25 protein-coding genes are annotated in these 23,678 nt (G+C 75.4%); 10 read left to right on the forward strand and 15 right to left on the reverse strand.

The window, feature by feature from the left end; all coding sequences use genetic code 11:
* The first annotated feature begins 508 nt into the window (after positions 1 to 508).
* The 4 genes from ACFVSN_RS29120 to ACFVSN_RS29135 are packed head-to-tail and all read left to right on the forward strand — an operon-like array spanning position 509 to position 3,157.
* Positions 509 to 2,251, forward strand: a complete 1,743-nt coding sequence (locus ACFVSN_RS29120) for an IS200/IS605 family accessory protein TnpB-related protein (protein WP_387956846.1) — start codon at positions 509 to 511, stop codon at positions 2,249 to 2,251.
* A gap of 17 nt (positions 2,252 to 2,268) precedes the next feature.
* Positions 2,269 to 2,463, forward strand: a complete 195-nt coding sequence (locus tag ACFVSN_RS29125; RefSeq protein WP_387956847.1) for a hypothetical protein — start codon at positions 2,269 to 2,271, stop codon at positions 2,461 to 2,463.
* Positions 2,463 to 2,720, forward strand: coding sequence for a hypothetical protein (locus tag ACFVSN_RS29130; protein ID WP_387956848.1), 258 nt, complete (start codon positions 2,463 to 2,465; stop codon positions 2,718 to 2,720). Before ACFVSN_RS29125 ends, ACFVSN_RS29130 begins: the two co-directional genes overlap by 1 nt.
* A gap of 5 nt (positions 2,721 to 2,725) precedes the next feature.
* On the forward strand, positions 2,726 to 3,157 hold the full coding sequence (locus tag ACFVSN_RS29135; protein WP_387956849.1) for an NUDIX domain-containing protein: 432 nt from the start codon (positions 2,726 to 2,728) through the stop codon (positions 3,155 to 3,157).
* 169 nt (positions 3,158 to 3,326) lie between these two features.
* Here the strand turns inward: ACFVSN_RS29135 and ACFVSN_RS29140 are convergent, their stop codons facing one another.
* From ACFVSN_RS29140 to ACFVSN_RS29195, 12 genes are all read right to left on the reverse strand, one after another.
* Positions 3,327 to 4,256 carry an alpha/beta hydrolase gene (locus ACFVSN_RS29140; RefSeq protein WP_387956850.1) on the reverse strand — a complete coding sequence of 310 codons (930 nt, stop codon included), beginning with the start codon at positions 4,254 to 4,256 and terminating at the stop codon, positions 3,327 to 3,329.
* Positions 4,253 to 5,098, reverse strand: a complete 846-nt coding sequence (locus ACFVSN_RS29145) for an indole-3-glycerol-phosphate synthase (protein ID WP_387956851.1) — start codon at positions 5,096 to 5,098, stop codon at positions 4,253 to 4,255. The genes ACFVSN_RS29140 and ACFVSN_RS29145 overlap by 4 nt, the downstream gene beginning before the upstream one ends.
* Entirely contained in the window at positions 5,095 to 5,892 is a 798-nt protein-coding gene (locus ACFVSN_RS29150) for an N-(5'-phosphoribosyl)anthranilate isomerase (protein ID WP_387956852.1), read from the reverse strand. Before ACFVSN_RS29150 ends, ACFVSN_RS29145 begins: the two co-directional genes overlap by 4 nt.
* Positions 5,889 to 7,034, reverse strand: coding sequence for an acyl-CoA dehydrogenase family protein (locus tag ACFVSN_RS29155; RefSeq protein ID WP_380445180.1), 1,146 nt, complete (start codon positions 7,032 to 7,034; stop codon positions 5,889 to 5,891). Before ACFVSN_RS29155 ends, ACFVSN_RS29150 begins: the two co-directional genes overlap by 4 nt.
* A 285-nt stretch (positions 7,035 to 7,319) precedes the next feature.
* Positions 7,320 to 7,694 carry an ectoine synthase gene (locus tag ACFVSN_RS29160; protein ID WP_359973999.1) on the reverse strand — a complete coding sequence of 125 codons (375 nt, stop codon included), beginning with the start codon at positions 7,692 to 7,694 and terminating at the stop codon, positions 7,320 to 7,322.
* Positions 7,688 to 8,671, reverse strand: coding sequence for a tryptophan synthase subunit alpha (gene trpA, locus ACFVSN_RS29165; RefSeq protein WP_387956853.1), 984 nt, complete (start codon positions 8,669 to 8,671; stop codon positions 7,688 to 7,690). The genes ACFVSN_RS29160 and trpA overlap by 7 nt, the downstream gene beginning before the upstream one ends.
* The gene (locus ACFVSN_RS29170) at positions 8,664 to 9,758 is read right to left on the reverse strand and encodes a hypothetical protein (RefSeq protein ID WP_387956855.1); all 1,095 of its coding nucleotides are present in this window, start codon (positions 9,756 to 9,758) and stop codon (positions 8,664 to 8,666) included. The genes trpA and ACFVSN_RS29170 overlap by 8 nt, the downstream gene beginning before the upstream one ends.
* Positions 9,759 to 9,762: 4 nt before the next feature.
* Entirely contained in the window at positions 9,763 to 10,032 is a 270-nt protein-coding gene (locus ACFVSN_RS29175; RefSeq protein WP_380445183.1) for an acyl carrier protein, read from the reverse strand.
* 123 nt (positions 10,033 to 10,155) lie between these two features.
* Complete coding sequence (locus tag ACFVSN_RS29180) at positions 10,156 to 11,685, reverse strand: AMP-binding protein (RefSeq protein WP_387956856.1); 1,530 nt, start codon at positions 11,683 to 11,685, stop codon at positions 10,156 to 10,158.
* Positions 11,686 to 11,691: 6 nt separating this feature from the next.
* Positions 11,692 to 12,615 (reverse strand): MaoC family dehydratase, encoded by a 924-nt coding sequence (locus tag ACFVSN_RS29185; protein WP_387956857.1) that lies wholly within the window; start codon positions 12,613 to 12,615, stop codon positions 11,692 to 11,694.
* On the reverse strand, positions 12,612 to 13,988 hold the full coding sequence (locus ACFVSN_RS29190) for a beta-ketoacyl-[acyl-carrier-protein] synthase family protein (RefSeq protein WP_387956858.1): 1,377 nt from the start codon (positions 13,986 to 13,988) through the stop codon (positions 12,612 to 12,614). The genes ACFVSN_RS29185 and ACFVSN_RS29190 overlap by 4 nt, the downstream gene beginning before the upstream one ends.
* Before the next feature lie 34 nt (positions 13,989 to 14,022).
* Complete coding sequence (locus tag ACFVSN_RS29195; RefSeq protein ID WP_380445187.1) at positions 14,023 to 15,231, reverse strand: aminotransferase class I/II-fold pyridoxal phosphate-dependent enzyme; 1,209 nt, start codon at positions 15,229 to 15,231, stop codon at positions 14,023 to 14,025.
* Positions 15,232 to 15,914: 683 nt separating this feature from the next.
* Between ACFVSN_RS29195 and ACFVSN_RS29200 the strand changes: the two genes are divergently transcribed.
* Both ACFVSN_RS29200 and ACFVSN_RS29205 read left to right on the forward strand, forming a co-directional pair.
* A complete protein-coding gene (locus tag ACFVSN_RS29200; protein ID WP_387956859.1) occupies positions 15,915 to 16,865 on the forward strand; it encodes a BTAD domain-containing putative transcriptional regulator in 951 nt (316 codons plus the stop codon).
* Positions 16,866 to 17,207: 342 nt separating this feature from the next.
* Complete coding sequence (locus tag ACFVSN_RS29205; protein WP_380445189.1) at positions 17,208 to 17,582, forward strand: ArsR/SmtB family transcription factor; 375 nt, start codon at positions 17,208 to 17,210, stop codon at positions 17,580 to 17,582.
* A gap of 118 nt (positions 17,583 to 17,700) precedes the next feature.
* Here ACFVSN_RS29205 and ACFVSN_RS29210 read toward each other — a convergent pair whose 3' ends face one another.
* On the reverse strand, positions 17,701 to 18,366 hold the full coding sequence (locus ACFVSN_RS29210; protein ID WP_387956860.1) for a class I SAM-dependent methyltransferase: 666 nt from the start codon (positions 18,364 to 18,366) through the stop codon (positions 17,701 to 17,703).
* 510 nt (positions 18,367 to 18,876) lie between these two features.
* Between ACFVSN_RS29210 and ACFVSN_RS29215 the strand changes: the two genes are divergently transcribed.
* From ACFVSN_RS29215 to ACFVSN_RS29225, 3 genes are all read left to right on the forward strand, one after another.
* Positions 18,877 to 19,551, forward strand: coding sequence for an ArsR/SmtB family transcription factor (locus ACFVSN_RS29215; RefSeq protein ID WP_387956861.1), 675 nt, complete (start codon positions 18,877 to 18,879; stop codon positions 19,549 to 19,551).
* Positions 19,548 to 20,354: an SRPBCC domain-containing protein gene (locus ACFVSN_RS29220; protein WP_387956862.1), complete on the forward strand. Its 807-nt coding sequence runs from the start codon at positions 19,548 to 19,550 to the stop codon at positions 20,352 to 20,354. Before ACFVSN_RS29215 ends, ACFVSN_RS29220 begins: the two co-directional genes overlap by 4 nt.
* A 69-nt stretch (positions 20,355 to 20,423) precedes the next feature.
* The gene (locus tag ACFVSN_RS29225; protein ID WP_387956863.1) at positions 20,424 to 20,996 is read left to right on the forward strand and encodes a dihydrofolate reductase family protein; all 573 of its coding nucleotides are present in this window, start codon (positions 20,424 to 20,426) and stop codon (positions 20,994 to 20,996) included.
* A gap of 419 nt (positions 20,997 to 21,415) precedes the next feature.
* Here the strand turns inward: ACFVSN_RS29225 and ACFVSN_RS29230 are convergent, their stop codons facing one another.
* Positions 21,416 to 21,862, reverse strand: a complete 447-nt coding sequence (locus tag ACFVSN_RS29230; protein WP_380445194.1) for an anthrone oxygenase family protein — start codon at positions 21,860 to 21,862, stop codon at positions 21,416 to 21,418.
* 91 nt (positions 21,863 to 21,953) lie between these two features.
* On the opposite strand from ACFVSN_RS29230, the gene ACFVSN_RS29235 reads away from it, so the two are divergent.
* Positions 21,954 to 22,559, forward strand: a complete 606-nt coding sequence (locus ACFVSN_RS29235; RefSeq protein WP_387956864.1) for a TetR/AcrR family transcriptional regulator — start codon at positions 21,954 to 21,956, stop codon at positions 22,557 to 22,559.
* Positions 22,560 to 23,128: 569 nt separating this feature from the next.
* Here ACFVSN_RS29235 and ACFVSN_RS29240 read toward each other — a convergent pair.
* The gene (locus ACFVSN_RS29240; RefSeq protein ID WP_387956865.1) at positions 23,129 to 23,560 is read right to left on the reverse strand and encodes a hypothetical protein; all 432 of its coding nucleotides are present in this window, start codon (positions 23,558 to 23,560) and stop codon (positions 23,129 to 23,131) included.
* Positions 23,561 to 23,678: the final 118 nt, after the last annotated feature.

Here is a 23,678-nt window from a genome sequence, read left to right on the forward strand (position 1 = left end):
GCGGAGCGGGAAGTCGGCCCCGTGGACTTCCCACTCCCCCGGCCGGATGGCCGGGGTGCTTACTGCTTCGGTGGCGTGGGCGGGTCGTTGGGCGGCGGGTTCTGCGGGCCGGCGAGAAGGGCCTCGGGGCTGCGGGCGTCGTCGTGCAGCTCGTCCGGTAGCGGTGGCAGGGCGGGTTGTCCGGGTGCCCGGGCGGGTCCGCGGGATGCGCGGCCGCGTTGCTCGCGCCAACGGCCCTGTCTCTCCGGGTGGATCGTGCCGCTCAACTCGGCTTCCTCTCTGCTGGTCCTGCCCGTTCCGGCCATCCTGGCGCGGACGGCCGGCGCGGCGCGGAGATTCGGCCCTTGTCGGATCATGGGCCCGGGATGGCTGCGCCCGGCCGGAGGTCGACGAGGCGAGTCGGGTTCAGCAGCTCTCCTCCACGTAGAGGAGGGTCCATGCCGTCCGCGGAGGCGAATTCGTAGGGGTTGTGAACTGCTGGGGATCGAGGTCGTTTTCGTGCGCATGGGTGTCCGTGAGTTTGTTTTCGATCACGGCTTGTTGGACCGGTGAAGCGACTGTCAGTGGCGTGTGCCAGGGTGGTGGCGCTGACGGAAAGGGGGATGGCGTGACCGGGCCCGGGAAGCCGCTGCGGCGGATCGACGTACCGTTCGTTTCGCTTGGCCCGTCGGGTGTGACGGTCCGTGACCGTCTCAAGGGCCTCACCCCCGAGGACGAGAGGGTGCTGCGGCTGGTCGGTGAGCACCTCGGTTCGCTGGCGTCGCGTGACCTCAAGGCCCGGTGCGCCGACGGCCTGGATCACTCGGCGACCACGTGGGCGGCCCGTAAGCGGGATTTGACCGGTGTGTCGTCGTCACGGTGGGCCGGGAGCATCACCAAGGCCACGCACGACCAGTGGGCGCTGTCGCGTCGCGGGCAGGCCGCGCACCTGGACTCCCTGGACACCGGCATCCGCACGATCTCCCACCGCCTGTCCCTGCCGATCGGGGAGAAGGGTGGCAGGCGGCAGCCCGGCGGATACCGCTCCAAGCACGAGTGGTTCGTCAAGACCCGTCGCCTGGCGATCCTTGAGGAGCGCCGCGAACAGGTCGCGGCCGACCGTGAGGCCGGCCGCGTGCGCGTGGTGCGCGGCGGCCGGAAGCTCCTCAACACCCGGCACAACCTCACCGCCGCGGACCTGACCGAAGCCCGGTGGCGGGAGAAGTGGGAAACCGCCCGGTGGTTCCTGTCGGCTGACGGGGAGTCCGGCAAGCGGTTCGGGAACGAGACGATCCGCGTCACCCCCGACGGCGAAGTGTCGATCAAGCTGCCGGCCCCGCTGGCCGATCTGGCGAACGCCAGGCACGGCCGGTACGTCCTCGCCGCGAAGGTGACATTCCCGTACCGGGGGCAGGAGTGGGCCGACCGCATCGAGGCCAACCGGGCGGTGGCGTACCGGATCCACCTGGACGTGGACCGTGGCCGCTGGTATCTGGACGCCTCCTGGACCCGGCCGGTCGTGCGGACGATGCCGCTGGCCACCGCCCGCGCGGCCGGGATGGTCGGCGTGGACACCAACGCCGACCACTTCGCCTGCTGGCACCTCGATACGCACGGCAACCCGGTCGGCGAGCCCCAACGGTTCCCCTACGACCTGTCCGGCACCGCCACCCACCGCGACGCCCAGGTCCGCCACGCCATCACCCGGCTTCTGCACTGGGCCAAGCGCTGCGGCGTCACGTCGATCGGCCTGGAGAACCTGGACTTCACCGCCGAGACCACCCGCGAGAAGCACGGCCGCCGCAAGCGCTTCCGGCAGCTCGTCTCCGGCATCCCCACCGGGAAACTCCGTGCCCGGCTCGTCTCCATGGCCGCCGAGCTCGACCTGGTCATCGTCGCGGTCGACCCCGCCTACACCTCCCGGTGGGGCGCGCAGCACTGGCAGAAACCGCTCGCGACACCCACCCGTAAGACCACCCGACACGACAGCGCCGCTGTCGCCATCGGGCGACGCGCCCTCGGACACCCGATCCGGCGACGGACGACACCGCCCCACGACGACCAGAGCGATCGTCGCGGGCATCGGACCGCCCAGGCCCCATCGGGCATCCGGGGACGCGAGGAAACCCGCCACCCCGCCACGGACCGTGCACACGATGCACGCAGCCGGACGGGGACAACGAGAACGCGGGCGACCAGCGCACCCAAAACCGTTCGGGATGCGCGCAGTGATCAACCGTGGGTCCAGGACTCACTCCTGCTCACTGAATAGGAACGGTTTTCGCCATCATGGTGTCGTCGTCCAGACTCCGCGGCTACGGGGTCCGCTGGGACCCCGGTGCCCGGTGCTACCGGGTGCGCAACGAGGTCACCGGGCAGTGGCTGCGCAGCGGCTCCAGCGGTGAACTCGCCGGCTTCCACTCGTTTTGCGCCGCGTTCTCGGCGTGGCGCCTGTTCGAGGTGCACCGCAGGACCGGTGGGTGATGGGGCCGATCCTGGACCGCGCGACAGCCGAACAGCGGCGTGAGGCCGCCCTGGTGGCCGACGACCTGGCGGCCGTCCTCGCGCTCGCCGGGGCGAAGTTGCCGTCCCTGGAGGTGGACTGGGACTTCGGGCGCCGCACCGGCTGCTACCTGATCTCCCTCGGCGCCGCCCGCACCGCCGAAGTGCTGCGCATCGTCGAGCTGTTGCGCAAGGGCCTGCACTACGAGCACCTCACCGCCGACGAAGCAGGACGGTGACTCCCTTGCCCGGCCCCCGACTTCACGCCGAAGTGCCCGTGTGCCGGCTCGGCTGCCTCGTCCTGGTGCGCAACGTGCGCGGGGACGTCCTGCTCGTCGACCCCGACCACCTGGACGGGCTGATCCTGCCCGGCGGCGCCGCCCGGCCCGACGAGGCGCCGCACGAGGCCGCCGCCCGCCACCTGTTCGCGCAGACCGGCCTGGTCCGGCGCCTCACGCACGTCCTGGCCCTCGACTTCGCCTGCGCCGACCGCTACCCGCAGCGCCTGGGCCTCGTCTTCGACGGCGGTGTCACCGGCGGCCGGCCCGCCGGCGCGCGTTTCGTGCCCGTGCGGCGGATCGGGCAGGTCATGGCCCCGGCGCAGGCCGCCCGCGTCACGGAGGCGCTGACGGGCCGTGCCGTGCCGCTGCTCCTGCACGGCCAGCGCGCCGCCTGAACCACCGGGGACGGGCGCCGCGTGGCCCGGTGCCCCCGTGCCCGGAACGCCCGCACGAGTGGCCGCCGGGCCTGACCGCCCGGAACCGGACGCCCCAGGACACGCCCGGAGCGCCGCGAGGACGGGGCACCGGGCCCCGCCGCGGGGCGGGGCGTGGGGTGTGGGGGTGTCAGGCGGCGGCGAGGGCCGGGCGTGGGGTGCGGGTGAGGCAGTCGTCGGTGAAGGCGAGGGCGCGCAGGTGGTAGGGGCGGGCGGCGTGGCCCAGGGACAGGTTGTGGCCGGCGCCGTGGGCGGTGGTGAGGCGGGCCAGGCCTTCGGGGAAGGCCCGGGTGAGGGCGGTGCGGGCGGGCGGGTCCAGGCGCCACCATGTCTCGTGGTCGGCGAGGGTCAGGCGTACGGGGACGCGGACGCGGGCGGCCAGGGTGGTGTAGCGGGTGGGCCAGGTGGCCAGTTCGCGGGATTCGAGGGCGGGGACGGGGGTGAGCAGGGTGCGGGCGGCGTGGAAGGTGCCGGGCGGGTACAGGTGCAGGGGGCCCCAGTTGAGGCGGCCGCCGCCGGCGAGGTCGTCGGGCCGGTCCCACGCGCCGGGGGCGTAGTGCTGGGCGAGGCCGGAGATGTCGACGCCGAGCAGGGGCAGGGCGGGGTCGTCGGGCCAGTGGGCGGCGAGCTGGAGGGCGATCTTGCCGCCGAAGGAGTGGGCGAGGAGCTGGACGCCGGCGCCGACGGGGTGGGCGCGGGCGTAGTCGGTGAGGGCGGCGTGCAGGGTGGCGGCCTGGTCGGCGATGAGCTGGCCGTGGGGCAGGCGGCGGGCGGAGGCGCCGTGGCCGGGGCGGTCGGGGGCGAGCACGGTGTAGCCGAGGCGGGCGGCCAGGGTGAGCAGGTCGGTGTCCGGGTGGGCGGGGCCGGCGAAGTAGGCGGCGCGCATGCCGCGTCCGTGGATGGCCAGCAGCAGGGCCTTGGGCTCACCGGCGGGCCCGGCCGGTCCGGCCAGCGCGGCGGGCCCGGCGGGGGGTTCGGCGACCAGGGCGGAGACGGGAATGCCGTCGGCGTCGAGGACCAGTGAGCGCACCAGGGGGCTCGGGGCGGGGGCGTGCCTCATGCGGTCACCGCCCGGCGGGCGGCGTCGAGCCCGGCGGCATCGAGTCCGGGGGCTTCGGGTCCGGCGGCATCGAGTCCGGGGGCTTCGGGTCGGGCGGCGTCGAGGCGGGCGGCGTCGAGCCGGGCGGTCCAGGTGCCCACATCGCCCTGGCGCATGAGGGAGGTGCCGATCAGCAGGCCCGCGTAGCCGGCGTCCAGGAGGCGGGCGCCGTCGGCCGGGTCGGTGATGGCGGAGGCCGAGACGGGGGCGCGGGTGCCGCACGCGCGCAGGGCGGGCAGCAGGCGCAGGGAGCGGGTGAGGTCGCCGGTGTCGCGTTCGCGGCGGCGGATGTCCTTGTTGTTGACGGCGATCACGCACGCCTCGGGGCGGGTGAGGCGCTCCAGTTCGGCTTCCTCGGTGATCTCGACGAAGGGGGTGAGGCCGAGGCCGAGGGCGGCGGTGATCAGGCGGCGCAGGGAGGCGGCGGGCAGCAGGGCGGCGGTGAGCAGGACGGCGGAGGCGCCGAGGGCGGCGGCGGCCTCCAGCTGGGCGGGGCGGGTGAGGAAGTCCTTCTGCAGGACGGGCAGGGAGGTGGTGGCGGTGACCTCGCGCAGCAGGCGGGGGGTGCCGCCGAACCAGCGGCCGGTGACCACCGACAGGCAGGGGGCGCCGGCCTGTTCGTAGCGGGTGACGAGGTCGGTGACGGTGCGCGGGCCGAGCAGGTCGGCGCCGTGGGGGTCGCGGAGCTTGATCTCCATGACCAGGGGGCGGTCGGCGGCGAGCAGCGCGTCCAGGAACCGGGTGGAGACGGACGCGACTTCGGGGGCGGGCGCGGCAGCGGGCAGGGAGGGGGCGGCGGTCATGGTCGGGGGTCCTCGGGAGACGGCGGCGGGAGGGACGGCTGGTGCGGGTGCCAGGCGCGGGTGAGGGCGGTGAGGGCCTCGCGGGTGAAGCGGCCGGCGCCGTCGCGGGCGGCGGTGTCGATGTCGGCGCCCGCGTACAGGGGGTGTTCGGTGACGGTGGTGTAGGCGGGGCGGTTGTCGGCGTTCAGGCCGCCGGCGAGGAGGAAGGGGATGCTCAGGCGCGGCAGCAGGGCGTGGACGTCGGCGGGCCGCAGCGGGTGGCCGGTGGAGCCGACGCGGCCGTCGTCGGTGACGGTGTCCAGGAGGAACAGGTCGCATCCGGCGCGTTCGAAGGCCCGGATGAAGGGGCGTTCCAGGCAGCGGCCGCGGGCCAGGTGCAGGACCTTGACGAGGACGGCGTGGGGCAGGCGCCGGCGCAGGTCGGCGACGACGGCGGGCGGCTGGTAGGCGTGGAGCTGGATCCAGCGCACGCCGGCGTCGGCGGCCAGACGGGCCAGGGCCGCGGCGTCGTCGAGGAAGGTGACCAGGACCGGTTCCAGGCCGCTGCCGTGGGCGGCGGCGGCCAGCCGGACCAGGCGCCCGGCGCTGAGGTCGGCCGGTCCCCCGGGCACGCCGTGCCACAGGCCCACCAGGGTGGGGCCGCCGGCGGCGAGCAGGGCGACGTCGGCGGCGGTGCGCGCCCCGCACACCTTCAGGTGACGCAGGCCCGGGCGCGGGGCGGGTGCCGGGCGCCGCGCGACGGCGGTGCCGAACGCCGCGGCCGGCGGGGCGGGCGGGGAGGGCAGGGCGTTCACTTGCCGAGTCCGAGCATCGCGGCGATGCGGTTGTACTGGATCTCGTTGCTGCCGGAGTAGATGGTGCCGGCGACCGCGTTGCGCACGTCCTTCTCCAGCCCGTACTCCGACATGTAGCCGTTGCCGCCGAAGACCTGGACGGCGGCCAGCGAGGTGGCGAGGTTGGACTCGCTGGTGAGGAGCTTGGCGATGGCCATGTCGACGGTGACGTTCTCGCCGGCCTCCAGGCGCTGGGCGGTGTCGTAGAGCCACTTGCGGGCGGTCTCCAGGCGGATCTTGGTGTCGACGATCTTGTTGGCGACCGACTGGTAGGAGCCGATGGGCTTGCCGAAGGACATCCGGGTCTTGGCGTAGTCCAGGCAGCGGGCCAGGCGGTGCTGCATCTCGCCGGTGTTGACGATGAAGGAGTAGAGGATCTCGCGCTTCATGACGTGGTCCAGGACGAGGAAGCCGCCTCCGACGCGGCCCAGGACGCGGTCGGCGGGCACCCGTACGTCGTCGAGGTAGACCTCGGACAGCGGGGAGGTGCGCAAGCCCATCTTCCTGATGGGCTTGCCGGTGCTCAGGCCCGGCATGCCGCGGTCCAGGAGGAAGGCGGTCACGCCGAGCGCGCCGCCCTGGGGGTGGGTGCGGGCGTAGACGACGATGACGTCGGCGACGGGGCCGTTGGAGACGAAGGTCTTGGCGCCGGTGAGGACGAAGTGGTCGCCGTCGCGCACCGCGCGGGTGCGCATCTGCATGGCGTCCGAGCCGCCCTCGGACTCGGTGATGGCGTGCGCGCCGATCGCCTCGCCGGAGGCGATGCGCGGCAGGTAGGCCTCCTTGAGGGCGGGCGAGCCGAAGGCCTGCAGGGGCACGCCGGTGGAGGCCATGGAGGTGGTGACGCAGAAGTTGAGGCCGCCGTCGCGGCAGTGCTGCCCCAGGCCCTCCAGGACGTACATGGTGGTCAGCAGGGACTGTCCGAGCCCGCCGTGGGCCTCGTCGAAGGGCAGGGACAGGATCCCGGTCTTCTGGATCAGGCGCCATTTGTCGTGGGAGAAGGCGGCCTGCTCGTCGCCTTCGATGTGGCCGGCGCTCAGGTCGTCGCCGAAGCGGGCCAGTGCCTCGCGCAGGGCGTCCTGGTCGGCGTTCCAGCGGATCACGGTGGTGCCGCCTTCCTCCCGGGCCTGCCGCTCACGGGGACCCGGGGTGTCCAACCGGCGCGGGGCGCACCGGCGTTCAGTGGCTTGACTCGCTTGACGGGCATGACGGGCATGACGGGCTTGCGGGCTTGACTCGCTTGACTCGTTTGACGGGCTTGACGGGCTTGCGGGCCCGGCTCGTAGGCCGGGCTTGCGGGTTTGACTCGCTTGACGGGCGTGGCCCGTCCGGCGGGCCCGGGCCGGCTTCGGCTCGCCTCGGCCGGCCCCGGCTGTGCGGCCGTCGGCCTAGTAGGCGGAGGAGTTGTGGGCGTCGAGCTGGTGGACCTCGTCGCCGCGCAGGGCCGGGGAGAAGACGCACACCAGGCGCATGTCCTCGTGGGGGGAGGCGACGAGGTAGTGGGCGTCGTGCTCGTCCAGGGCGTACAGGCGCCCGGGGGTGATGGGGTGGGCGTTGCCGTCCATGTCGACGACCTCGCCGGAGCCGGCGATGCAGTAGCAGGCTTCGAGGTGGTTGCGGTACTCCAGGCGGGACTTGGTGCCGGCGTTGACGATGGTGTCGGTGAGGCTGTAGCCGAGGCCGTCGCTCTCCACAAGGAAGCGGCGGGACAGGCCGTTGCCCCACTCGACGGTCTTCACGTCGTCAAGGTCGCGGATCAGCATGCGGGTTCTGCCTCTCTGGTGGCGGGGGTGAGGGTGACGGCGGTGCCGGTCGTGCCGGTGGAAGTGCCGGCGGTACTGGTGGTGCCGGTGGTGGTGCGGGTGGGTCCGCCCGCCCGCGGGGGGTGGGGCGGGCGGAGTTCACGGAGGAAGGCGCGCAGCGCCGCGAGGGGGTCGGTGCCGGCGTTCAGGGCGGCTTCGACGCGTTCGACGGCGGCGGAGCCGACGACGGCCGCGCGGGCGCCGGTGGCGGCGACGGCCTCCAGGTCGGTGGCGCTGCGCACGCCGAAGCCGATGGCGACGGGGGTGTGGGGGGCGGCCCGGTTGAGGGCGGCGACGGTGGCCTTCAGGGTGCGGTGGCCGGCGGCGGGTGCGGTGCCCGAGCGTCCGTAGTGGGCGACCAGGTAGACGTAGGCGCCGTGGGCGGTGCGGGCGGCCTCGGTGAGGACGCCGGGGCCGGAGGTGGCGTAGCAGGTGGCGACCTGGGGCAGGCCGGCGTCGCGGCAGGCCTGCTGCCAGGCGGGGCGCCGGCGCGGGGGCAGGGCGTGGACGAGCAGGGCGTGGGCGCCGGCGGCGGCGATGGCGCGTGCGGTGTGTCCGGGGTCCGGGCGGCGCAGGCTGTGGGACCAGTCGGCGAGCAGCGCGATCTTCAGGCGTTTGAGCTGCGGGACGAGGCCGGTGAGTTCGGCCAGGACGGTGTCCAGGGTGGTGCCGGCGGCCAGGGCGCGGGCGGCGGAGCGGCGGATGACGGGGCCGTCGGTGGGCGAGTTGGGGAAGGGGACGGCGAGTTCGAGGACTTCGACGCCTTCGTCGTCGAGCATGCGGGCGGTCTCGGCCAGGGGTGCGGGCGGGTCGCCGGCGTTGAGGAACACCGCGAGCGCGGGGCGCCCGTCGGGGCGCTCGGGCAGGAACGGGCGCTCGGGCGGGAACGGGTGCCCGGGCGGGAACGGGTGCCCGGGCGGGAGCGGGTGGTCAGACACCGGCCACCGCCTTCTCCTCCGCCGCCGTGAGTGCCGTGGCCGTCTTGCCGGGGGTGCGCAGGCGCTGGGCCAGGGCGCGGGGGGCGCCGTCGGCGAGGGCGGCGAGGGCGGTGGCGTGGGCGGTGGGCCAGTGGGTGTGGCGTCCGGAGGCGATCGCGAGGGCGGCGGCGTTGAGGGCGATGGTGTGGGTGGCGGCGCGGCCGGCGCGGCCGGCGAGGGCGTCGAGGAAGTGGCCGGTGAGGTCGCCGGGGTGGGGGGCGAGGTCGGCGAGGGTGCCGGTGTCGGGGGCGAGGGAGCCGGCGGGCAGGTGGATGGTGGTGTGGGGGGTGTGGAGGGTGTTGTCGGCGAAGGGCAGCAGTTCGTCGGCGCCTTCGGTGTTGTGGGCCAGCCACACCTGGCGTCCGCTGCCGTGCGTGCCGGCGTGGGCGGTGAGGTCGCGCAAGGCGGTGAGGTCGCGCAGGGCGCTGAGGGGGGCGGTGGCGGAGACGCCGGTGAGCTGGGCGGTGACGGGGGCGGTGGCCAGGAAGGGGCCGAGGGCGTTGAGGAAGCGGCCGAAGGGCTTGAGGGTGAGCGGGTAGAGCAGGCGGGCCAGGCGGGTGAGGGCCGGCGGGTAGACGTGCGGGCCGGCGAAGGCGATGTTGTGGCGGGCCAGGTGGTCGGCGGTCTCGGTGTGGGAGGAGGTGAGGGTGATGCCAAGGCGTTCCAGCAGGTCGATGGAGCCGGCCGCGCTGGTGTAGGCGCGCGAGCCGGTCTTGACGACGGGTACGCCCATGCTGGCGGCGGTCAGGGCGGCTGCGGTGGAGAGGTTGAAGGTGGCCGGTCCGCCGCCGGTGCCGACGATGTTGGCGCTGCCCGGGTGGGCGGGGCCGGGGTCGGGGCTGCGTTCGGTGAGGGAGGTGGTGAGGGCGGCGAGGGTGGCGGTGTCGGGCAGGCGGGTGGCGAGGCTGGCCAGCAGGGCCGCCGCCTGGGCCCGGTCGCTGTCGCGGGCCGGGCCCTGGGCGGCGCCCTCCAGCCGGTCCCACCACGAGCGCCAGGTGTCCAGGGGGACGGGCCGGGCGGCGATCAGGTCGGTGAGGGCCGGGTGCACGGGATCAGCCGCCGGCGACGGTGGCGGCGAGCGCGCGGCGCTGGGCGATGAAGGCGTCGATCGCCTGCACGGAGCGGAAGTTGTTCGGGTCGAGGTCGGTGTCGTCGACCGGCAGGGCGAAGTGGTCCTCGACCCAGGCGATCAGCTTCAGGACGCCGAGGCTGTCGATGACGCCGTCGGTGAGCAGGTCGTGGTCGTCGGCGAGCTGCTCGGGGGTGACGTCGGGCAGGAACTCCTCGATCAGGAACTTCTTGATCTGCGCGATGTTGTTCATGGTGGTCGCAACTCCCTTGAAAGGTTCGTGACTTCCGGAAAACAGGACTTCGGACGGCAGGACTCCGGACGGCGGGGCTCCGGACGGCGGGGCTCCGGGTGTGCCGGTCAGCCGGCGGGCTGGTCAGCCGGCGGGCCGGGCGGTGTGGGGGGCTGTGCCGGCGAGGACGGCCTTGCGGTCGACCTTGCCGGTGGGGGTCTTGGGCAGCGGGGTGTCGTGGATGGCCAGGCGTTCGGGCACGGCGGCGCGCGGCAGGTTGGCGGCCAGGTGTTCGCGCAGGGTGAGGGTGTTGAGGGCGGAGCCGGGGGTGCGGTGGACGGCGGCGTGCAGGCGCTTGCCGGTCAGCGGGTCGCTCTCGGCGGCGACGGCGGCCTCGCGGACCTCGGGGTGGGCGAGCAGGACGCGTTCGACCTCGGCGGTGTTGACGGCGACCCCGCGGACCTTGACCTGGAAGTCGGCGCGTCCGGTCAGGTGCAGGCGGCCCTGGGCGTCGCGTACGGCGAGGTCACCGGTACGGAACCAGCGCCGGCCCTCTCCGGCGCCGTCGGGCCGGGTGGTGAAGCGGCCCGCGTCGCGGGAGCGGTCGAGGTAGCCGGCGGCCTGGAAGGGCGTGGAGACGTACAGTTCGCCGCTGCCGGGGCCGGTCACGGGGGTGCCGTCGGGGGCGGCGAGCAGGGTGCGCACGCCGGGCAGCGGGGTGCCGATGGGCACCGGCAGGGCGGCGGTGGCGTCCAGGGCGTCGAGTTCGTGCAGGAAGCTGTCGTTGGTCTCGGTGCAGCCGTAGATGTTGTAGAGGCGCGCGGCGGGCAGCAGGGCGGGCAGCGCGGCCAGGGTGCGGGCGTCGATCGCGTCGCCGGTGAACGCGGCGTGCTCGACGCTGTCCAGCACCGTGGCGCCACCCGGGCCCTGGGAGGCGGCCTGGGTGAGAAGGGCGTAGCACAGGGGGACGGCCTGCAGGACGTGGGGGCGGTGGCGGGTGAGCTGGGTGAGGAGGTGGCGGGCGGACAGGGCGTGGGCGGGGTCCAGGAGCAGGACGGTGCCGCCGGCGGCGAGGGTGGCCCAGACGTCGAGCAGGCACAGGTCGAAGTTGAGGGGGGCGTAGTTGGCGACGACGCGGCCGGGGCCGAGGTCGAAGGTGTCGTGGGCCCAGGCGGTGAAGCGGTCGACGGCGCTCTGGGCGAGGGGGACGATCTTGGGCAGGTCGGTGGAGCCGGAGGTGGTGAGCATGAAGGAGGTGCCGGCGGCGAGGGTGGGCACGCCGGGGTGGGTGGTGGCGGGCAGGGCGGGGGGCTGCCGGCCGGCGGGGGTGAGCAGGTGGCGGGCGCCGGCCTGGGTGTGGAGGGCGGCGAGCAGGGCGGGGGCGAGCTGGGGGGAGGGCAGCAGGAAGGGGCGGCGTTCGGTGAGGCAGGCCAGGACGAGGGCGACGGCTTCGGGGGATTTGGTGGCGTGCAGGGCCACGGGTTCGCCGGGGGCCAGGTCCAGGGCGCGCAGGCGCCGGCGTTCGCGGCCGGTGAGGTGGGCGAGTTCGCGGTAGGTGACGGCGCGGTCGTGCCAGAGCAGGGCGGTGGCGTCGGGGCGGCGGCGGGCGTGGTGGGCGAACGCGTCGGGCAGGGACAGCGGCGGCACGGCGGCGGGGGCGTCTGGGGTGGTCATGGCGGGTCACTCCCCTGCCGGGGCGATGGTCGCCCAGCCGGCCTTGACGGCGGTGGTGGTGGCGGTGGCGGTGGTGGTGGCGAGGGTGAAGCGCACGACGGTGCCCCGGTCGTGGGGGTGCAGGGTCAGGTGCAGCGGGGTGCCGGGGGTGACGGGGGCGGCGAAGCGGGCGCCGAGGGCGGTGATGCGGGTGGGGTCGCCTGCGGCGTGGCGGTCGGTGATCTCTTCGGCGGCCAGGGCGAGCAGGTGCATGCCGTGGGCGATGGCCGAGGGGAAGCCGGCGGCGCGGGCGGCGTGGTCGTCGAGGTGGATGGGGTTGAGGTCGCCGGCGGCGTGGGCGTAGGCGCGCACGTCGGCGGGGGTGAGGGTGCGGGTGAGGGTGTGGGGTTCGGTGTCGGGGGTGGTGCCGGGGTGGGCGGTGGGGGGCAGGGCGCCGTGGGGGGCGATGCGGGTGGCGCCCAGGAGGAGGGCGGCGGTGGTGAGTTCGGCGAGCAGGGTGCCGTGGGGGGTGGTGAGGCGGGTGGTGAGGGCGATGCGGGTGCCGCGCGGCTCACGGCGGGCGGCGGTGACGGTGACCTCGACGTCGGTGTCGGCGGCGGCGTCGGTACCGGGCGGCAGCGGGTGGTGGGTGCGGATCTCCTGGGCGAGGTGGACGACGCCGGTGAAGGCGTCCTCGTCGGCGGTGAGGGCGGCGACCGTGTGCTGGGCGAGGGTGTGGGCCAGGACGAACGGGTGGGCGGGGGATGCGAGTTGGCCGGCGGGGCCGGTGGCGGGGGGCAGGCCGGTGCGGGCGGCGGTGCGGTAGGCGGCCAGGGCTTCGGCGGTGACGGGCACGCGGGTGCGGAACTCCGGGGCGGCGTGCGCCGGGTCCGTCGCGGGCTGTGCCGTCGGGGCCGGGGCCGGGGCGGCGGGGGCGGGGGTCGTGGTCATGCGGGGGTCACCACCAGGGTCGAGTTGTGGCCGCCGAATCCGAAGGAGTTGGACAGGGCCGCGCCGGAGCGGATCGGGCGGGGGCGGGTGTGGACGACGTCGAGGTCCAGGCCCGCTTCGGTGGTTTCGTGGTTGGCGGTGGGCGGCACCAGGCGGTTGGTCATGGCCTGGATCGCGGCGATGAGTTCGACGGCGCCGGCGGCGCCGATCAGGTGGCCGATGACGCCCTTGGTGGAGGTGACGGGCACCGCGTGGGGGCCGAAGACGGTGCGCAGGGCGGCGGCTTCGGCGCGGTCGTTGTGGATCGTGGCGGTGCCGTGGGCGTTGACGTGCGTGATGTCGGCGGGGGTCAGGCCGGCGTCGGTGAGGGCGGCGCGCATGGCGGCGGTGGCGCCGGCGCCGTCGGGGCGGGGGTTGGCCAGGTGGTAGGCGTCCGCGCTGGAGCCGTAGCCGGCCAGCAGGGCGTAGGGGGTGCGGTGGCGGGCGCGGGCGTCGTCCAGGCGTTCCAGGACCAGGAAGCCGGCGCCTTCGCCCATGACGAAGCCGTCGCGGTGGGTGTCGAAGGGGCGGGAGGCGCGGGCGGGGTCGGCGTTGCGCTGGGAGTGGGCGCCGAGGTTGCCGAACGCGGCGAGCGTGACGGGGGTCAGGGTGGCCTCGCAGCCGCCGGCGATCACGACGTCGGCGCGGCCGGTGGCCAGGAGCATCGCGCCGTGGCCGATGGCGTCGGCGCCGGAGGCGCAGGTGGTGGCGATCGTCAGGGCCGTCCCGCTCCAGGACAGGCGCATGGCGATCTGGGCGGCCGCGGCGTTGGGCATGGTGATCAGCGGCATCAGCGGCGAGACCCGCAGCGGGCCGTGCTGGGTGTAGGCGGCGGACTCGCGGTCGCTGGTGGTGCGTCCGCCGACCGCGTTGCCGACGACGATGGCCGAGCGCCCGGGGGCGGGGTGGGGGGAGCCGGCGTCGCGGTGGGCGGCGAGGGCGGCCAGGGTGGCGTAGTGGGCGAAGGGGTCCAGGCGGCGGGCGTCCTTGGCGGGCAGCGCCGGGTCGTGCGGCAGGGCGGTGACGGGGCAGCCCAGGCGTACCCGGTGGCGGGCCAGGGCCGGGTCGGTGAGGGCGCGTGCGGTGGAGCGTCCCTGGCTGACCGTCTGCCAGAACTCCTGCAGGCTGTGGCCGGCGGGGCTGATGACGCCCAGGCCGGTGACCGCGATCTCGGGCCGTACGGGCCGCGCGGGGGTTGCGGGCCGCGTGGGGGCTGCGGGCCGGTCGCGTTCCGGCGAGCGCGGGGACTGCGGGGACTGCGGGGACTGCGGGGACTGCGGGGACTGCGGGGGCTGCGGGGAGTGCGGGTGGGGTGGCGGGGTGGGGGCTGGCATGCGGGTCGTCCTCCCTTCGGCCGGGCGGCGCGGGTCAGATGAGGCCGGTCTGGGCGGCGGCGGTCAGGAACGCGTCGGCGGCGAAGTCGATGTCGGCGGCGCTGTGGCGGGCGGTGACCGCGATCCGCAGGCGGGCCAGGTCGTTGGGCACCGCGGGGGTGACCACCGGCAGGCCGATCACCCCGGCCTTGCGGCAGGCGGTGGCGTAGTCGTAGGCGGCGTCGTCGGAGCCGGCGATGACCGGGATGACGGCGGTCCGGCTGTCCATGGTGCGGATGCCCGCCGCGTTCAGGCGCGAGCGCAGGCGTTCGGCCTGGGTCTGGATGTGGGTGACGCGCTCGGGCTCGCGGCGCAGGATCCGCAGGCACTCCAGCGCGGCGCCGGTCTGCGCGGGGCCGAGCGCCGCGGAGAACAGGAACGGGCGGGCGGCGTAGCGCAGGTGGCCGATCAGGTCGGCGCTGCCGGCGACCCAGCCGCCCATGGAGGGGATGGCCTTGGAGAGGGTGCCGAGCTTGACGTCGACGCGGTAGCGGTGGCCGAAGTGCTCCTCGATGCCGCCGCCGCGCGGGCCGATCACGCCCAGGGCGTGGGCCTCGTCGACCATCAGCAGCGCGCCGTGGCGGTCGCAGACCTCGCGCAGCTGCGGCAGCGGGGCGATGTCGCCGTCCATGGAGTAGACGCTGTCGACGATCACCAGGCGCACCCCGGTGGCGGAGGCGGCCTTCAGGCGGCGTTCCAGGTGCTCGACGTCGTTGTGGCGAAAACGCGTGACCGTCGCGCCCGACAGGCGGCAGCCGTCGACGATGCTGGCGTGGTCGTACTTGTCGATCAGGACGGTGTCGCCCTGGCCGACCAGGGCGCCGACGGTGCCGACGTTCGCCGCGTAGCCGGAGCCGAACACCAGCGCCCGCTCGCGGCCGGCGAAGCGGGCGACCTCCGCCTCCAGCTCCTCGTGCAGCGGGATCGTGCCGGCCAGGGCGCGCACGCCGTGGTTGCCGGTGCCGTAGACGTCCAGGGCCGCCTTGGCCGCGGCCACCACCCGCTCGTCGCCGGCCAGTCCGAGGTAGCTGTACCCGGACATCATGAGCAGGCGCTCGCCGTCCAGGTCGCAGTAGGCGCTGTCGCGTTCCATCGTGTAGGCGACGAAGCTGTTGCGGCGCGAGGCGTCGAACTCCAGCGCGCCGACGCGCTCCAGCGTCTGGTCCAGCTTCGGCTGAAGGCGCTGCCATGCTGCGGTGGCCATACTGCTCACTCCTCACGGGCAAGGGGGATGCGGGGACGGGGCGGCGGGGAAACCGGCCGGGGCACCGGCGGGAGCGCCGGATGCCGGGGGTGCGGGTGCGGGGGTGCCGTGGTGCGGGTGCCGGGGGTGCGGGGGTGCCGTGGTGCGGGTGCCGGGGGTGCGGGGGTGCCGTGGTGCGGGTGCCGTGTTCCCGGGGGTGCCTCTGGTTCCCGGGTGCTTTTGCCGGGGGCGGTGCCCCCTTTTCCCCTGTACGGGCTTTCCCGGGTGCGGGGTTTCCCGGTGCCGGGTTTTCGGGTGCGGGTTTTCTCGAAGCGTCCACGCGGGGTGCTCAAGGATGGCTACATTTCTACGGCAGGAAGCGCAAGGCGGCCGCAACAGCCCGATTCCCGGCCTGCGGTAACGCTCTGACGTGCGGAAACCCTGCGCCTACGACGCATGGACCGGCCGGTGGGTATGTTTCGCCGACCGGTGTTGACACCGCGCAAGCAGCCGAATGTATGGTCGAAATCCGCCGGAACGAAAAACCGAACGGCTGGTCGGCGTTGCATTTCCGGTCCGGGTTTCTTTCCAGGGCCCGCGGCCCGGCACCGCCGCCCGCGGGCCGCGCCGCGGCTCAAGGGGGTTGGAGCTATGTTGAACGGTTTGCGGGACGACGGTGCGCCGGGCAGATCGGGGGCGCCGTCATGCTGATCCGCCTGACCGGCCTGGTGACCGTCGAACACGAGGGCGCCGCCCCGCAGCACCTGTCCGGCGCCCAGGCGCAGGTGGCCTTCGCCCGGCTGGTGCTGGAGCGCTTCGCCGGCACCGGGCGCGACGCGCTGGCCGACACCGTGTGGCCCGACGGCCTGCCCGACACGTGGGCCTCGGCGCTGCGCAGCGTGGTCTCCCGGGTGCGGGCGTTCGTCGCCGCCCCGGGCCAGGGGCCGGGGGCGACGCCGCTGGTCTCCCAGGGCGGGCGCTACGTGCTGCGCCTGCCGGCGGACGCGGCGGTGGACGTGGAGGTGGCGGCGAGCGCGGTCGGCGAGGCCGGCGAGGCGTTCGGCGCCGGTGCCTACCCGGTGGCGCAGCAGCTGGCGGCCGGCGCGATCGCGAACCTGCGCGGTTCCTTCCTGCCCGATCACGACGGCGAGTGGGCGTGCGGGGTGCGCGACCACGTCGACGAACTGCGCATCTGTGCCCTGGAGACGGCGAGCCTGTCGGCCTCCGCGCTGGGCGAGGAGCACCACGCGCTGCGCTGGGCGGAGGAGGCGGTGCGCCGGGCCCCGTTCCGCGAGAGCGCCTACCGCTGCCGGATGGCCGCGCTGGCCGCGGCCGGCAACCGGGCCGAGGCGCTGCGCTGCTACCAGCAGCTGCGTCAGGTCCTCGCGGAGGAGCTGGGCATCGACCCGGGCCCCGAGTCCCAGGACATGTACCTGTCGCTGCTGCGCTCCCCCGCCCCGGCCGCCGACGCGCCCCTCCCGGCCCCGGCTGCGGCTGCGGTGGCGGTGGCGGGTGCGGTGGCGGGTGCTGCGCCGGGCGCCGCGCCGGCCGCGGGGGCGGCGGTGCCCGCGGTGGACCCGGTGCTGATGGGGATCTTCGAGCCCCTGCCGCCGGGGCGCTGGAGCCGCTCCGGGCCCCCGGTGCGCGCCGCCTGACACCCCGCCGCCCCCGGGGGCACCCGGGGGCGGGCCCCTCCCCGTCCCCCTCCGTCCCCCTCCGTGCCTCTCCTCTGTCTGCCGCTTCGGTGTTTGTCCTCCGTTTCCCCCCGCTTCCCTCTCTTTCCCGCCCCGTCCCTCCCCGGTCCCTCTCCGGTTCTTCGCGGGTTCTTCGCCGGGGATGTCCCCGGCGTGTTGCGGAGCTGTTGCGGTGGGCGGGCGGGCCCCGTGCGGGAGGGTGGGCGTAGTAGCGTCATGACCCGAAGTCGCGCACCGCGCGCGGCGGTTCACGACGACGGACCGAACGGACGGGGGCCTGGATTTTGGGAAGGGGTGGTGGGTGTGGGACGGACACGCGCTACGGCGCGGGTGATCGAGCACCCGGGCGTGGAGGACCTGAGCGTCCAGCAGGTACTGGAGGCGCTGGCGGACCCCGCCCGCAGATCGGTGGTCTGCCGGCTGGCCCGCGAGGACGCTGACCTCAGCTGCGGCTCCTTCGAGCTGCCCGTCTCCCGTTCCACCTCCACCCACCACTTCAACGTCCTGCGCCAGGCCGGCCTGCTGCGCCAGTACTACGTGGGCACCACCAAGATGAACGCCCTGCGCAGCGAGGAACTCGAACACCGCTTCCCCGGCCTGCTCACCGCCGTCGTCGCCGCCGCGCACGCCGAAACCGCCCCGGGCCCGCCGGTGCGCGAGGCCGTGCGGCCCGGCTGACCCCGGGCCCGGCGCCCCGGCCGCTCCGGGGCGCCGGGCCTGCCGGTGTGCCCGGCCCTGCGGGTGTCCCGGCCCTGCCGGCGTGCCCGCCCCGCCGGCATGCCCGGCCCGCGGCGGCTCAGACCCGCGCGAGGAGGGCGAACCGCTCGTCGTCGACCGGGCGGCCCCACAGGTCGCGATCGCCGCTCAGCGACTCGACCCGAAGGTCGGCGACCAACGGCCGCACCACGCCCGCCAGGGCGTCGGCGCCGATCCCGCCGCTCCACGGCAGCCGCCCGGCACCGGCCGCGTACGGCGCGTCGTCCTGCCCCGGCTCGCGCCACCGGCCCTCGACCAGGACCAGCCTGCCGCCGGGGCGCAGCAGGGCGGTCCACTGCCGCAGCGCGGCCTCGGGGTCGGGCAGTGTCCACAGCAGGTGCCGGCACAGCAGGACGTCGAAGCGCTCCTCGCCGACGGGCGGTGCCGCCGCGTCGCCGGTCAGGAAGCGTGCCGGCAGGCCGGCTTCGGCCAGCTTCGCGCGTGCCCGCTCCAGCATGCGCGGTGCCAGGTCGACGCCCGTGACGCGGTGTCCGCGCCGGGCCAGCAGCATCGACAGCGACCCCGTTCCGCAGCCGACGTCGAGCACGTCGAACGGCCCGGACGGCGCGGAGGGGACCCAGCGTTCCAGGAGCCGGGTCCACGCCAGGCGGGTGGGCCCGGCGCTCAGCCCGTGGTCGGGCTCGTCGTCGAAGGACGAGGCGGCGGCGTTCCAGTACTCGGCGATGGCAGCGGAGTCCTCATGCATGGCCGGCATCCTCGCAGTCACGACCGACAGCCCCGCGGCCCGACGCCGGACGCATGCCCGCCCGGGGCGCGCGATCCGCCCGTACACGGCACGCCGCCCGCCGGCACCACGCCGGTCCTCCGCACCCCGGTACCGCCCACCGGTACCCCACCCCGGCCCGCCCACCGGCCCGGCAGCCCACGGATCCGCCCGCGGCCACCGCCCTCCGCACACCCCGCCACCCGCTCCCGGCTCCCGGCACCCGGCACCCGGCACCCGGCCCACAACACCCGCCCACGCCGCACGGGCCCCACCACCGCTCCCCCGCAGCCGCACCGCACCCCGCCTCGCCGGCCGGCCTTCTTTACGCCTCGCCACCCCCGCGCCCCACGCCCGGCACCCGGCCCACAGGCCCGCCCACGCCGCGCGGGCCCCACCACCGCTCCCCTGCAGCCGCACCGCACCTCGCCACGCCACGCCGACAAGTCTTCTTTCCTTGACAATTTTTTTTGTCGGCAAGATGCTGGAGGGGTGCTGGACGTCGCCGTGATCGAAGAACCCGCCGCGGCCGAGGCCTGTCTGGACCCGATCCGGGCCCGGATCCTCGCCGCCCTGGCCGAACCCGGTTCGGCCGCCATGCTGGCCGCCCGTCTGGGGCTGGCCCGGCAGAAGGTCAACTACCACCTGAAGGAACTGGAGCGCCATCACCTGGTCGAGCTCGCCGAGGAGCGGCGCAAGGGCAACGTCACCGAACGGGTCTACCGCGCGGCCGCCGCCTCCTACGTGATCTCCCCGCGGGTGCTGGCCGGGGTGAGCCCCGATCCCGAGCGCTCCCCCGACCGGCTCTCGGCGCGCTGGCTGCTGGCGCTGGGCGCGCGGCTGGTCCAGGAGGTCGGGACACTGGTCACCGGCGCCTCCCGGGCCGGGCGCAAGGTGGCCACCTTCGGTCTCGACGCGCAGGTGCGCTTCGCCTCGGCCGCCGACCGGGCCGCGTTCGCCGAGGACCTCGCCCAGGCCGTGGCGGCCCTGGTCGCCCGCTACCACGACGAGTCCGCGCCCGGCGGGCGCACCCACCGCGTCGTCGCCGCCCTCCACCAGATCCCCGACACCGCGCCCGCCGCCGCGCCGCCCACCGAAACCCCGTCCGCCGAAACCCCGTCCGCCGAAGCAGCGGCGGACCCCGCAGCCCCGGAGCCCCCGCGATGACCCACCCGTTCGAGATCGCCCTGGACACCGTCCTGCCCGCCGGTCCCGAGCAGGTCTGGGAGGCGATCGCCACCGGCCCCGGCGTCGATTCCTGGTTCATGGGCCGCAACACCGTCGACCCCCGCGAGGGCGGCACCGCCGCCATGACCACCGCAGGGCACCGCCAGGAGGCGGTCGTCACCGCGTGGGAGCCCGCCAAGCGCCTGGCCACCCGCACCCCCGAGACCGGCGACGGCCGCTTCATGGCCTTCGAGTACCTCATCGAGGGACGCGAGGGCGCGGCCACCGTGCTGCGCGTGGTCCACAGCGGCGTGCTGGGCGACGACTGGCAGGAGGAGTACGACGCGCTGCGCCGCGGCTGGCCCTTCCACCTGCACACCCTGCACGAGTACCTGGCCCACTTCGCGCACCGCACCGCCGTCCCGGTCTTCGCCGCCGCCCCCGCCCCGGGCCGCACCCCGCAGGAGATCCGGGCCCTGCTCGCCGGCGCCCTCGGCCTGCCCCTGCCCGTCACCGAAGGCGCCCGCGCCCGCGCCGACGTCCCCGGCCTGCCGCCGCTGCAGGGCCACGTCGTGTGGGCCGACGACGAACGCATCGCCGTACGCGGCACCGACGCCCTGCACACCTTCCACCACGGCCCCGGCCTGGTCCTGCTCTTCCACCACCTCTTCCACCCCACCGCCGACGGCCCCGCCACCGACGGCCCCGCCACCACCGGCGCGGACGCCGGAACGGAGATCGGCACGGAGGCCGACCGGGCGGACGCCGCCTGGCAGCAGTGGCTCACCCGCCTCCTCGCCTGACCCCGCCCACCCCCACGCCCCTTACGCCCCCACGCCCCTGACGCCACCGACCGACCGCAAGGACCCCTCATGCGCACCCTGATCAGCACCGCGTTCATCTCCCTCGACGGCGTCGTCGAGGCCCCCGGCGGCGAAGCCGGCTACCGCAACGCCGGCTGGACCTTCAAGGACGTCGAGTTCCTCCCCGAGGCCTACGAGATCAAGCAGCGCGAACAGCAGGAGGCCGGCGCCGTCCTCCTGGGCCGCGTCAGCTACCAGGCGTTCAGCCCCGTCTGGCCCGACATGCCCGAGTTCGCCCGCTACAAGACCCTGCCGAAGTACGTCGTGTCCACCACCCTCACCGACGCCGACCTCACCGACACCTGGGGCCCCACCACCATCCTGCGCACCCTGGAGGACGTGGCCCGCCTCAAGCAGGGCGACGGCGACCCGATCATCGTCCACGGCAGCGCCACCCTCAACCACGCCCTCGCCGACGCCGGCCTCGTCGACCGCTACCACCTGCTCGTCTACCCGCTGCTCCTGGGCGCCGGCAAGCGCCTGTTCCCCGCCACCGACAAGGACACCCAGAAGCTGCGCCTGACCGAACACACCGTCTACCCCAACGGCCTGCAGAAGCAGATCCTCGACGTCCTCCACTGACCCCCCGCCACACCACACCGCCCGCCGCGCCCGCCCCCGGCACCACCGTCCACGCCCCGCCCCCGCGCGGCGGGAGGACCAGGGGCGACCGCGCCCGACCGCGCCCGGGCGGCACCGGGGCCGTCGTCCCGGAGAAACGGGACCGGGCCGCCGGCCGGAAGCGGCAGGACCGCAAAGAAGGGTGACGCCCCGCCGGCCGCGCCACCGGGCCCCGCGGTGGGCGCACCACGTGGTGCGCCCGCCCGACAGGCCCGGGGCGTGGCCGGGGCATCGCGCCCCGCCACGCCCCGCCCCGCACTGCCCCCGGCTCCGCCCCCGGGGGGCCGCCCTGCCGGGCCTGCCCCGCTCGCTCCGGTGTCCCGGGCCGAGGACCCCGCCCGGACCGGAGCCGGGAGCCGCTCGCCGCTCGTCGCGCGGGCTCAGGGGCGGGCGGCGGCCAGCAGGGCGAAGGCGGCGATGATCACCGCGACGCGGCCGTAGTGGTAGCGCTCCCAGCGCTTCATCTGCTCCTTCCAGTCCGCGGGCCGGTTCTCGGGGGTCCACGTCTTGCCCCGGTTGTTGATCGGGACGAGCAGCAGGACCGACATGAGCACGCTGACGACCAGCAGGGCGCCCGCGGTGACGACGAGAGCGGCGCCGTGGCGGTGCCATCCGGCAACCGCCCACAGCACGACCAGGACGAGCGAGGCGATGTACCAGAAGGGCATCACCGCACCGAGCATCCGCCCCCCGTGCGCGCGGCCGAGCTGGCCGCCGTCACCGGGAAGCGCGTCGAAGATCCGGTTCACGAAGAAGGCGACGCAGAACTCCACCCCCACCATCACCCCGACGACCACGGTGGTGAAGACCTCCAGTGCGCTGAGCATGATGACCCCTCCAGGCATCTAGTGCTGCTAGCCGATGAGGCAACGCTAGTACTACTGCCGCTCGATTGTCTAGCGGTGCTAGGGTCAGGTCATGTCGGTCACGCCGGTCCAGGAACGCAAGCAGCGCGAACGGGCGCAGCGCGAGCGCCTCATCGTGGCGGCGGCCCGTGAACTCGCCGAGCGCCAGGGCTGGGAGGCGGTGACCACCCGGCGCCTGGCCGAGCGCATCGGCTACAGCCAGCCCGTCCTGTACGGGCACTTCCGCGGCAAGCGGGAGATCATCGGCGCGGTCGCCCTGGAGGGCGCCGCCGAGCTGGCCGCGACGGTGCGGGCCGCGGGCGCCGGCACCGCGGGCGCCGGCAGCGCGGGCGGGCCGCGGGAGCGGGCCGGTGCCGTGGCCCGGGCCTACCTCGGCTTCGCCGCGGGCAACCCGGCGCTCTACGACGCCCTGTTCCACCTCGACGCCGGCCTGGCCTTCGCGCGCGAGGACACCCCCGGACCACTGAAGGACGCCTTCACCGCACTGCTGGACAGCCTCGGCGAGGCCGCCGGCGACGGCACCCACCCGGCGCTGTTCACCGAGGTGTTCTGGGCCGCCCTGCACGGACTGGCCACCCTCGCCCGGGCCGGACGCCTGCCACCCGGGGACACCGCGCGCAGGACACAGCTGCTGGTGGAACGGCTCACCGCCATCTGACACCCCGCCCGGCCCGGCACCCCATCACAGCCACACCGCCCCGGGGCCCCGGCCCCCGCCACCTGCGCTCACCCACGCCCGCACCGCACAACAGGCACCACCACACCCCGTTGCCCGCACCACAGGTGCCACGCCGCCCGCCGGCCCGGGGCCACGGCGCAGCGGTACGGCCCTCACCCGCGCACCCGGCGCCCCGCGGTCCGGGGCCCGGACCCCACCACTGGCCGCCTGCGCTCACCCACGCCCGCACCGCACGCCGCGACACCCGTCGATCACGACCCCGACCCGGCCGCGTACCCGGCCGCCGTGCCCGTGCCCCGGCACGGACACCGGCACACCGCCGAAACCGCGCCCCCGCACCGCGGGTGACACCGCGCCCGCCGGCCCGCCCGGGGCCACGGCGCGGTCGTGCGGCCCCGCCCGCGCACCCGGCCCCGCCCGGCCACCCGGCCCCGCCCGGCCTGCTCCTCTGGCGGCACCCCGTGTCCCGGCCGGGGGGCGGGCGGCGCGCCTCGCCGTTCCCCCGCGCCGCGGCCCGCCAGGAGCAGCCGGGTGGCCGTGCGGTGTGTTCACTGCGCGGGCGGCCAGGGCGCCAGGGCCGGGCGGGCGGGGTCCGGGTTCGCGTCCGGGCTGCGCAGCGTCAGCTGGCGCCGGCGGCTTCGGGGTGTCCAGCCGTGGCCAACCAGCGCCTCCCGGATCAGGCCGGCCACCAGTCCCGGCGCGATCACCACGCCGTGCTCCACCCACACCACCAGGCGCTGCCCGTCACCCTGCGCGTGCGCCACCACGACGGCCAGCCCCGGCTCGTCGTCGGGTGCCACCGTCCAGCGGTAACGGTCCCCGCCGACGACGATCACCCGCGAGCCCTTCCCCGCCAGCGCCACCCGCACCACCCCTTTTTTTTCCGGATACCCGATCACGGCCTCGCGCCCGATCATCGCCTGCCGGACGAGGCCCGTGTGAACGGCCGTGACGGCCGGGCTTCCGGCAGGCACCGCCATCGCCCGCAGAAGACCCGGCCGTCCACGCCCGGCCGAAGCGCCCCGGCCCTGCCGGAACCCCGTCCGGAGGCGAAGCCGGCGCTCACCGCGACGAGGCCCCGGCGCAGGACACCGGCAA

Origin of the sequence: Kitasatospora sp. NPDC057904 (assembly GCF_042887925.1) — a bacterium.
In the GTDB taxonomy this organism is placed as follows: domain Bacteria; phylum Actinomycetota; class Actinomycetes; order Streptomycetales; family Streptomycetaceae; genus Kitasatospora.

Coding starts and splice junctions, on each gene's coding strand:
- ACFVSN_RS29195 (WP_380445187.1), bottom strand. CDS start 15,231: ATGGCCACCGCAGCATGGCAGCGCCTTCAGCCGAAGCTGGACCAGACG.
- ACFVSN_RS29125 (WP_387956847.1), top strand. CDS start 2,269: ATGGTGTCGTCGTCCAGACTCCGCGGCTACGGGGTCCGCTGGGACCCC.
- ACFVSN_RS29130 (WP_387956848.1), top strand. CDS start 2,463: ATGGGGCCGATCCTGGACCGCGCGACAGCCGAACAGCGGCGTGAGGCC.
- ACFVSN_RS29240 (WP_387956865.1), bottom strand. CDS start 23,560: ATGGCGGTGCCTGCCGGAAGCCCGGCCGTCACGGCCGTTCACACGGGC.
- ACFVSN_RS29180 (WP_387956856.1), bottom strand. CDS start 11,685: ATGACCACCCCAGACGCCCCCGCCGCCGTGCCGCCGCTGTCCCTGCCC.
- ACFVSN_RS29235 (WP_387956864.1), top strand. CDS start 21,954: ATGTCGGTCACGCCGGTCCAGGAACGCAAGCAGCGCGAACGGGCGCAG.
- ACFVSN_RS29145 (WP_387956851.1), bottom strand. CDS start 5,098: ATGACCGCCGCCCCCTCCCTGCCCGCTGCCGCGCCCGCCCCCGAAGTC.
- ACFVSN_RS29230 (WP_380445194.1), bottom strand. CDS start 21,862: ATGCTCAGCGCACTGGAGGTCTTCACCACCGTGGTCGTCGGGGTGATG.
- ACFVSN_RS29220 (WP_387956862.1), top strand. CDS start 19,548: ATGACCCACCCGTTCGAGATCGCCCTGGACACCGTCCTGCCCGCCGGT.
- ACFVSN_RS29200 (WP_387956859.1), top strand. CDS start 15,915: ATGCTGATCCGCCTGACCGGCCTGGTGACCGTCGAACACGAGGGCGCC.
- ACFVSN_RS29190 (WP_387956858.1), bottom strand. CDS start 13,988: ATGCCAGCCCCCACCCCGCCACCCCACCCGCACTCCCCGCAGCCCCCG.
- ACFVSN_RS29210 (WP_387956860.1), bottom strand. CDS start 18,366: ATGCATGAGGACTCCGCTGCCATCGCCGAGTACTGGAACGCCGCCGCC.
- ACFVSN_RS29225 (WP_387956863.1), top strand. CDS start 20,424: ATGCGCACCCTGATCAGCACCGCGTTCATCTCCCTCGACGGCGTCGTC.
- ACFVSN_RS29160 (WP_359973999.1), bottom strand. CDS start 7,694: ATGCTGATCCGCGACCTTGACGACGTGAAGACCGTCGAGTGGGGCAAC.
- ACFVSN_RS29175 (WP_380445183.1), bottom strand. CDS start 10,032: ATGAACAACATCGCGCAGATCAAGAAGTTCCTGATCGAGGAGTTCCTG.
- ACFVSN_RS29185 (WP_387956857.1), bottom strand. CDS start 12,615: ATGACCACGACCCCCGCCCCCGCCGCCCCGGCCCCGGCCCCGACGGCA.
- ACFVSN_RS29140 (WP_387956850.1), bottom strand. CDS start 4,256: ATGAGGCACGCCCCCGCCCCGAGCCCCCTGGTGCGCTCACTGGTCCTC.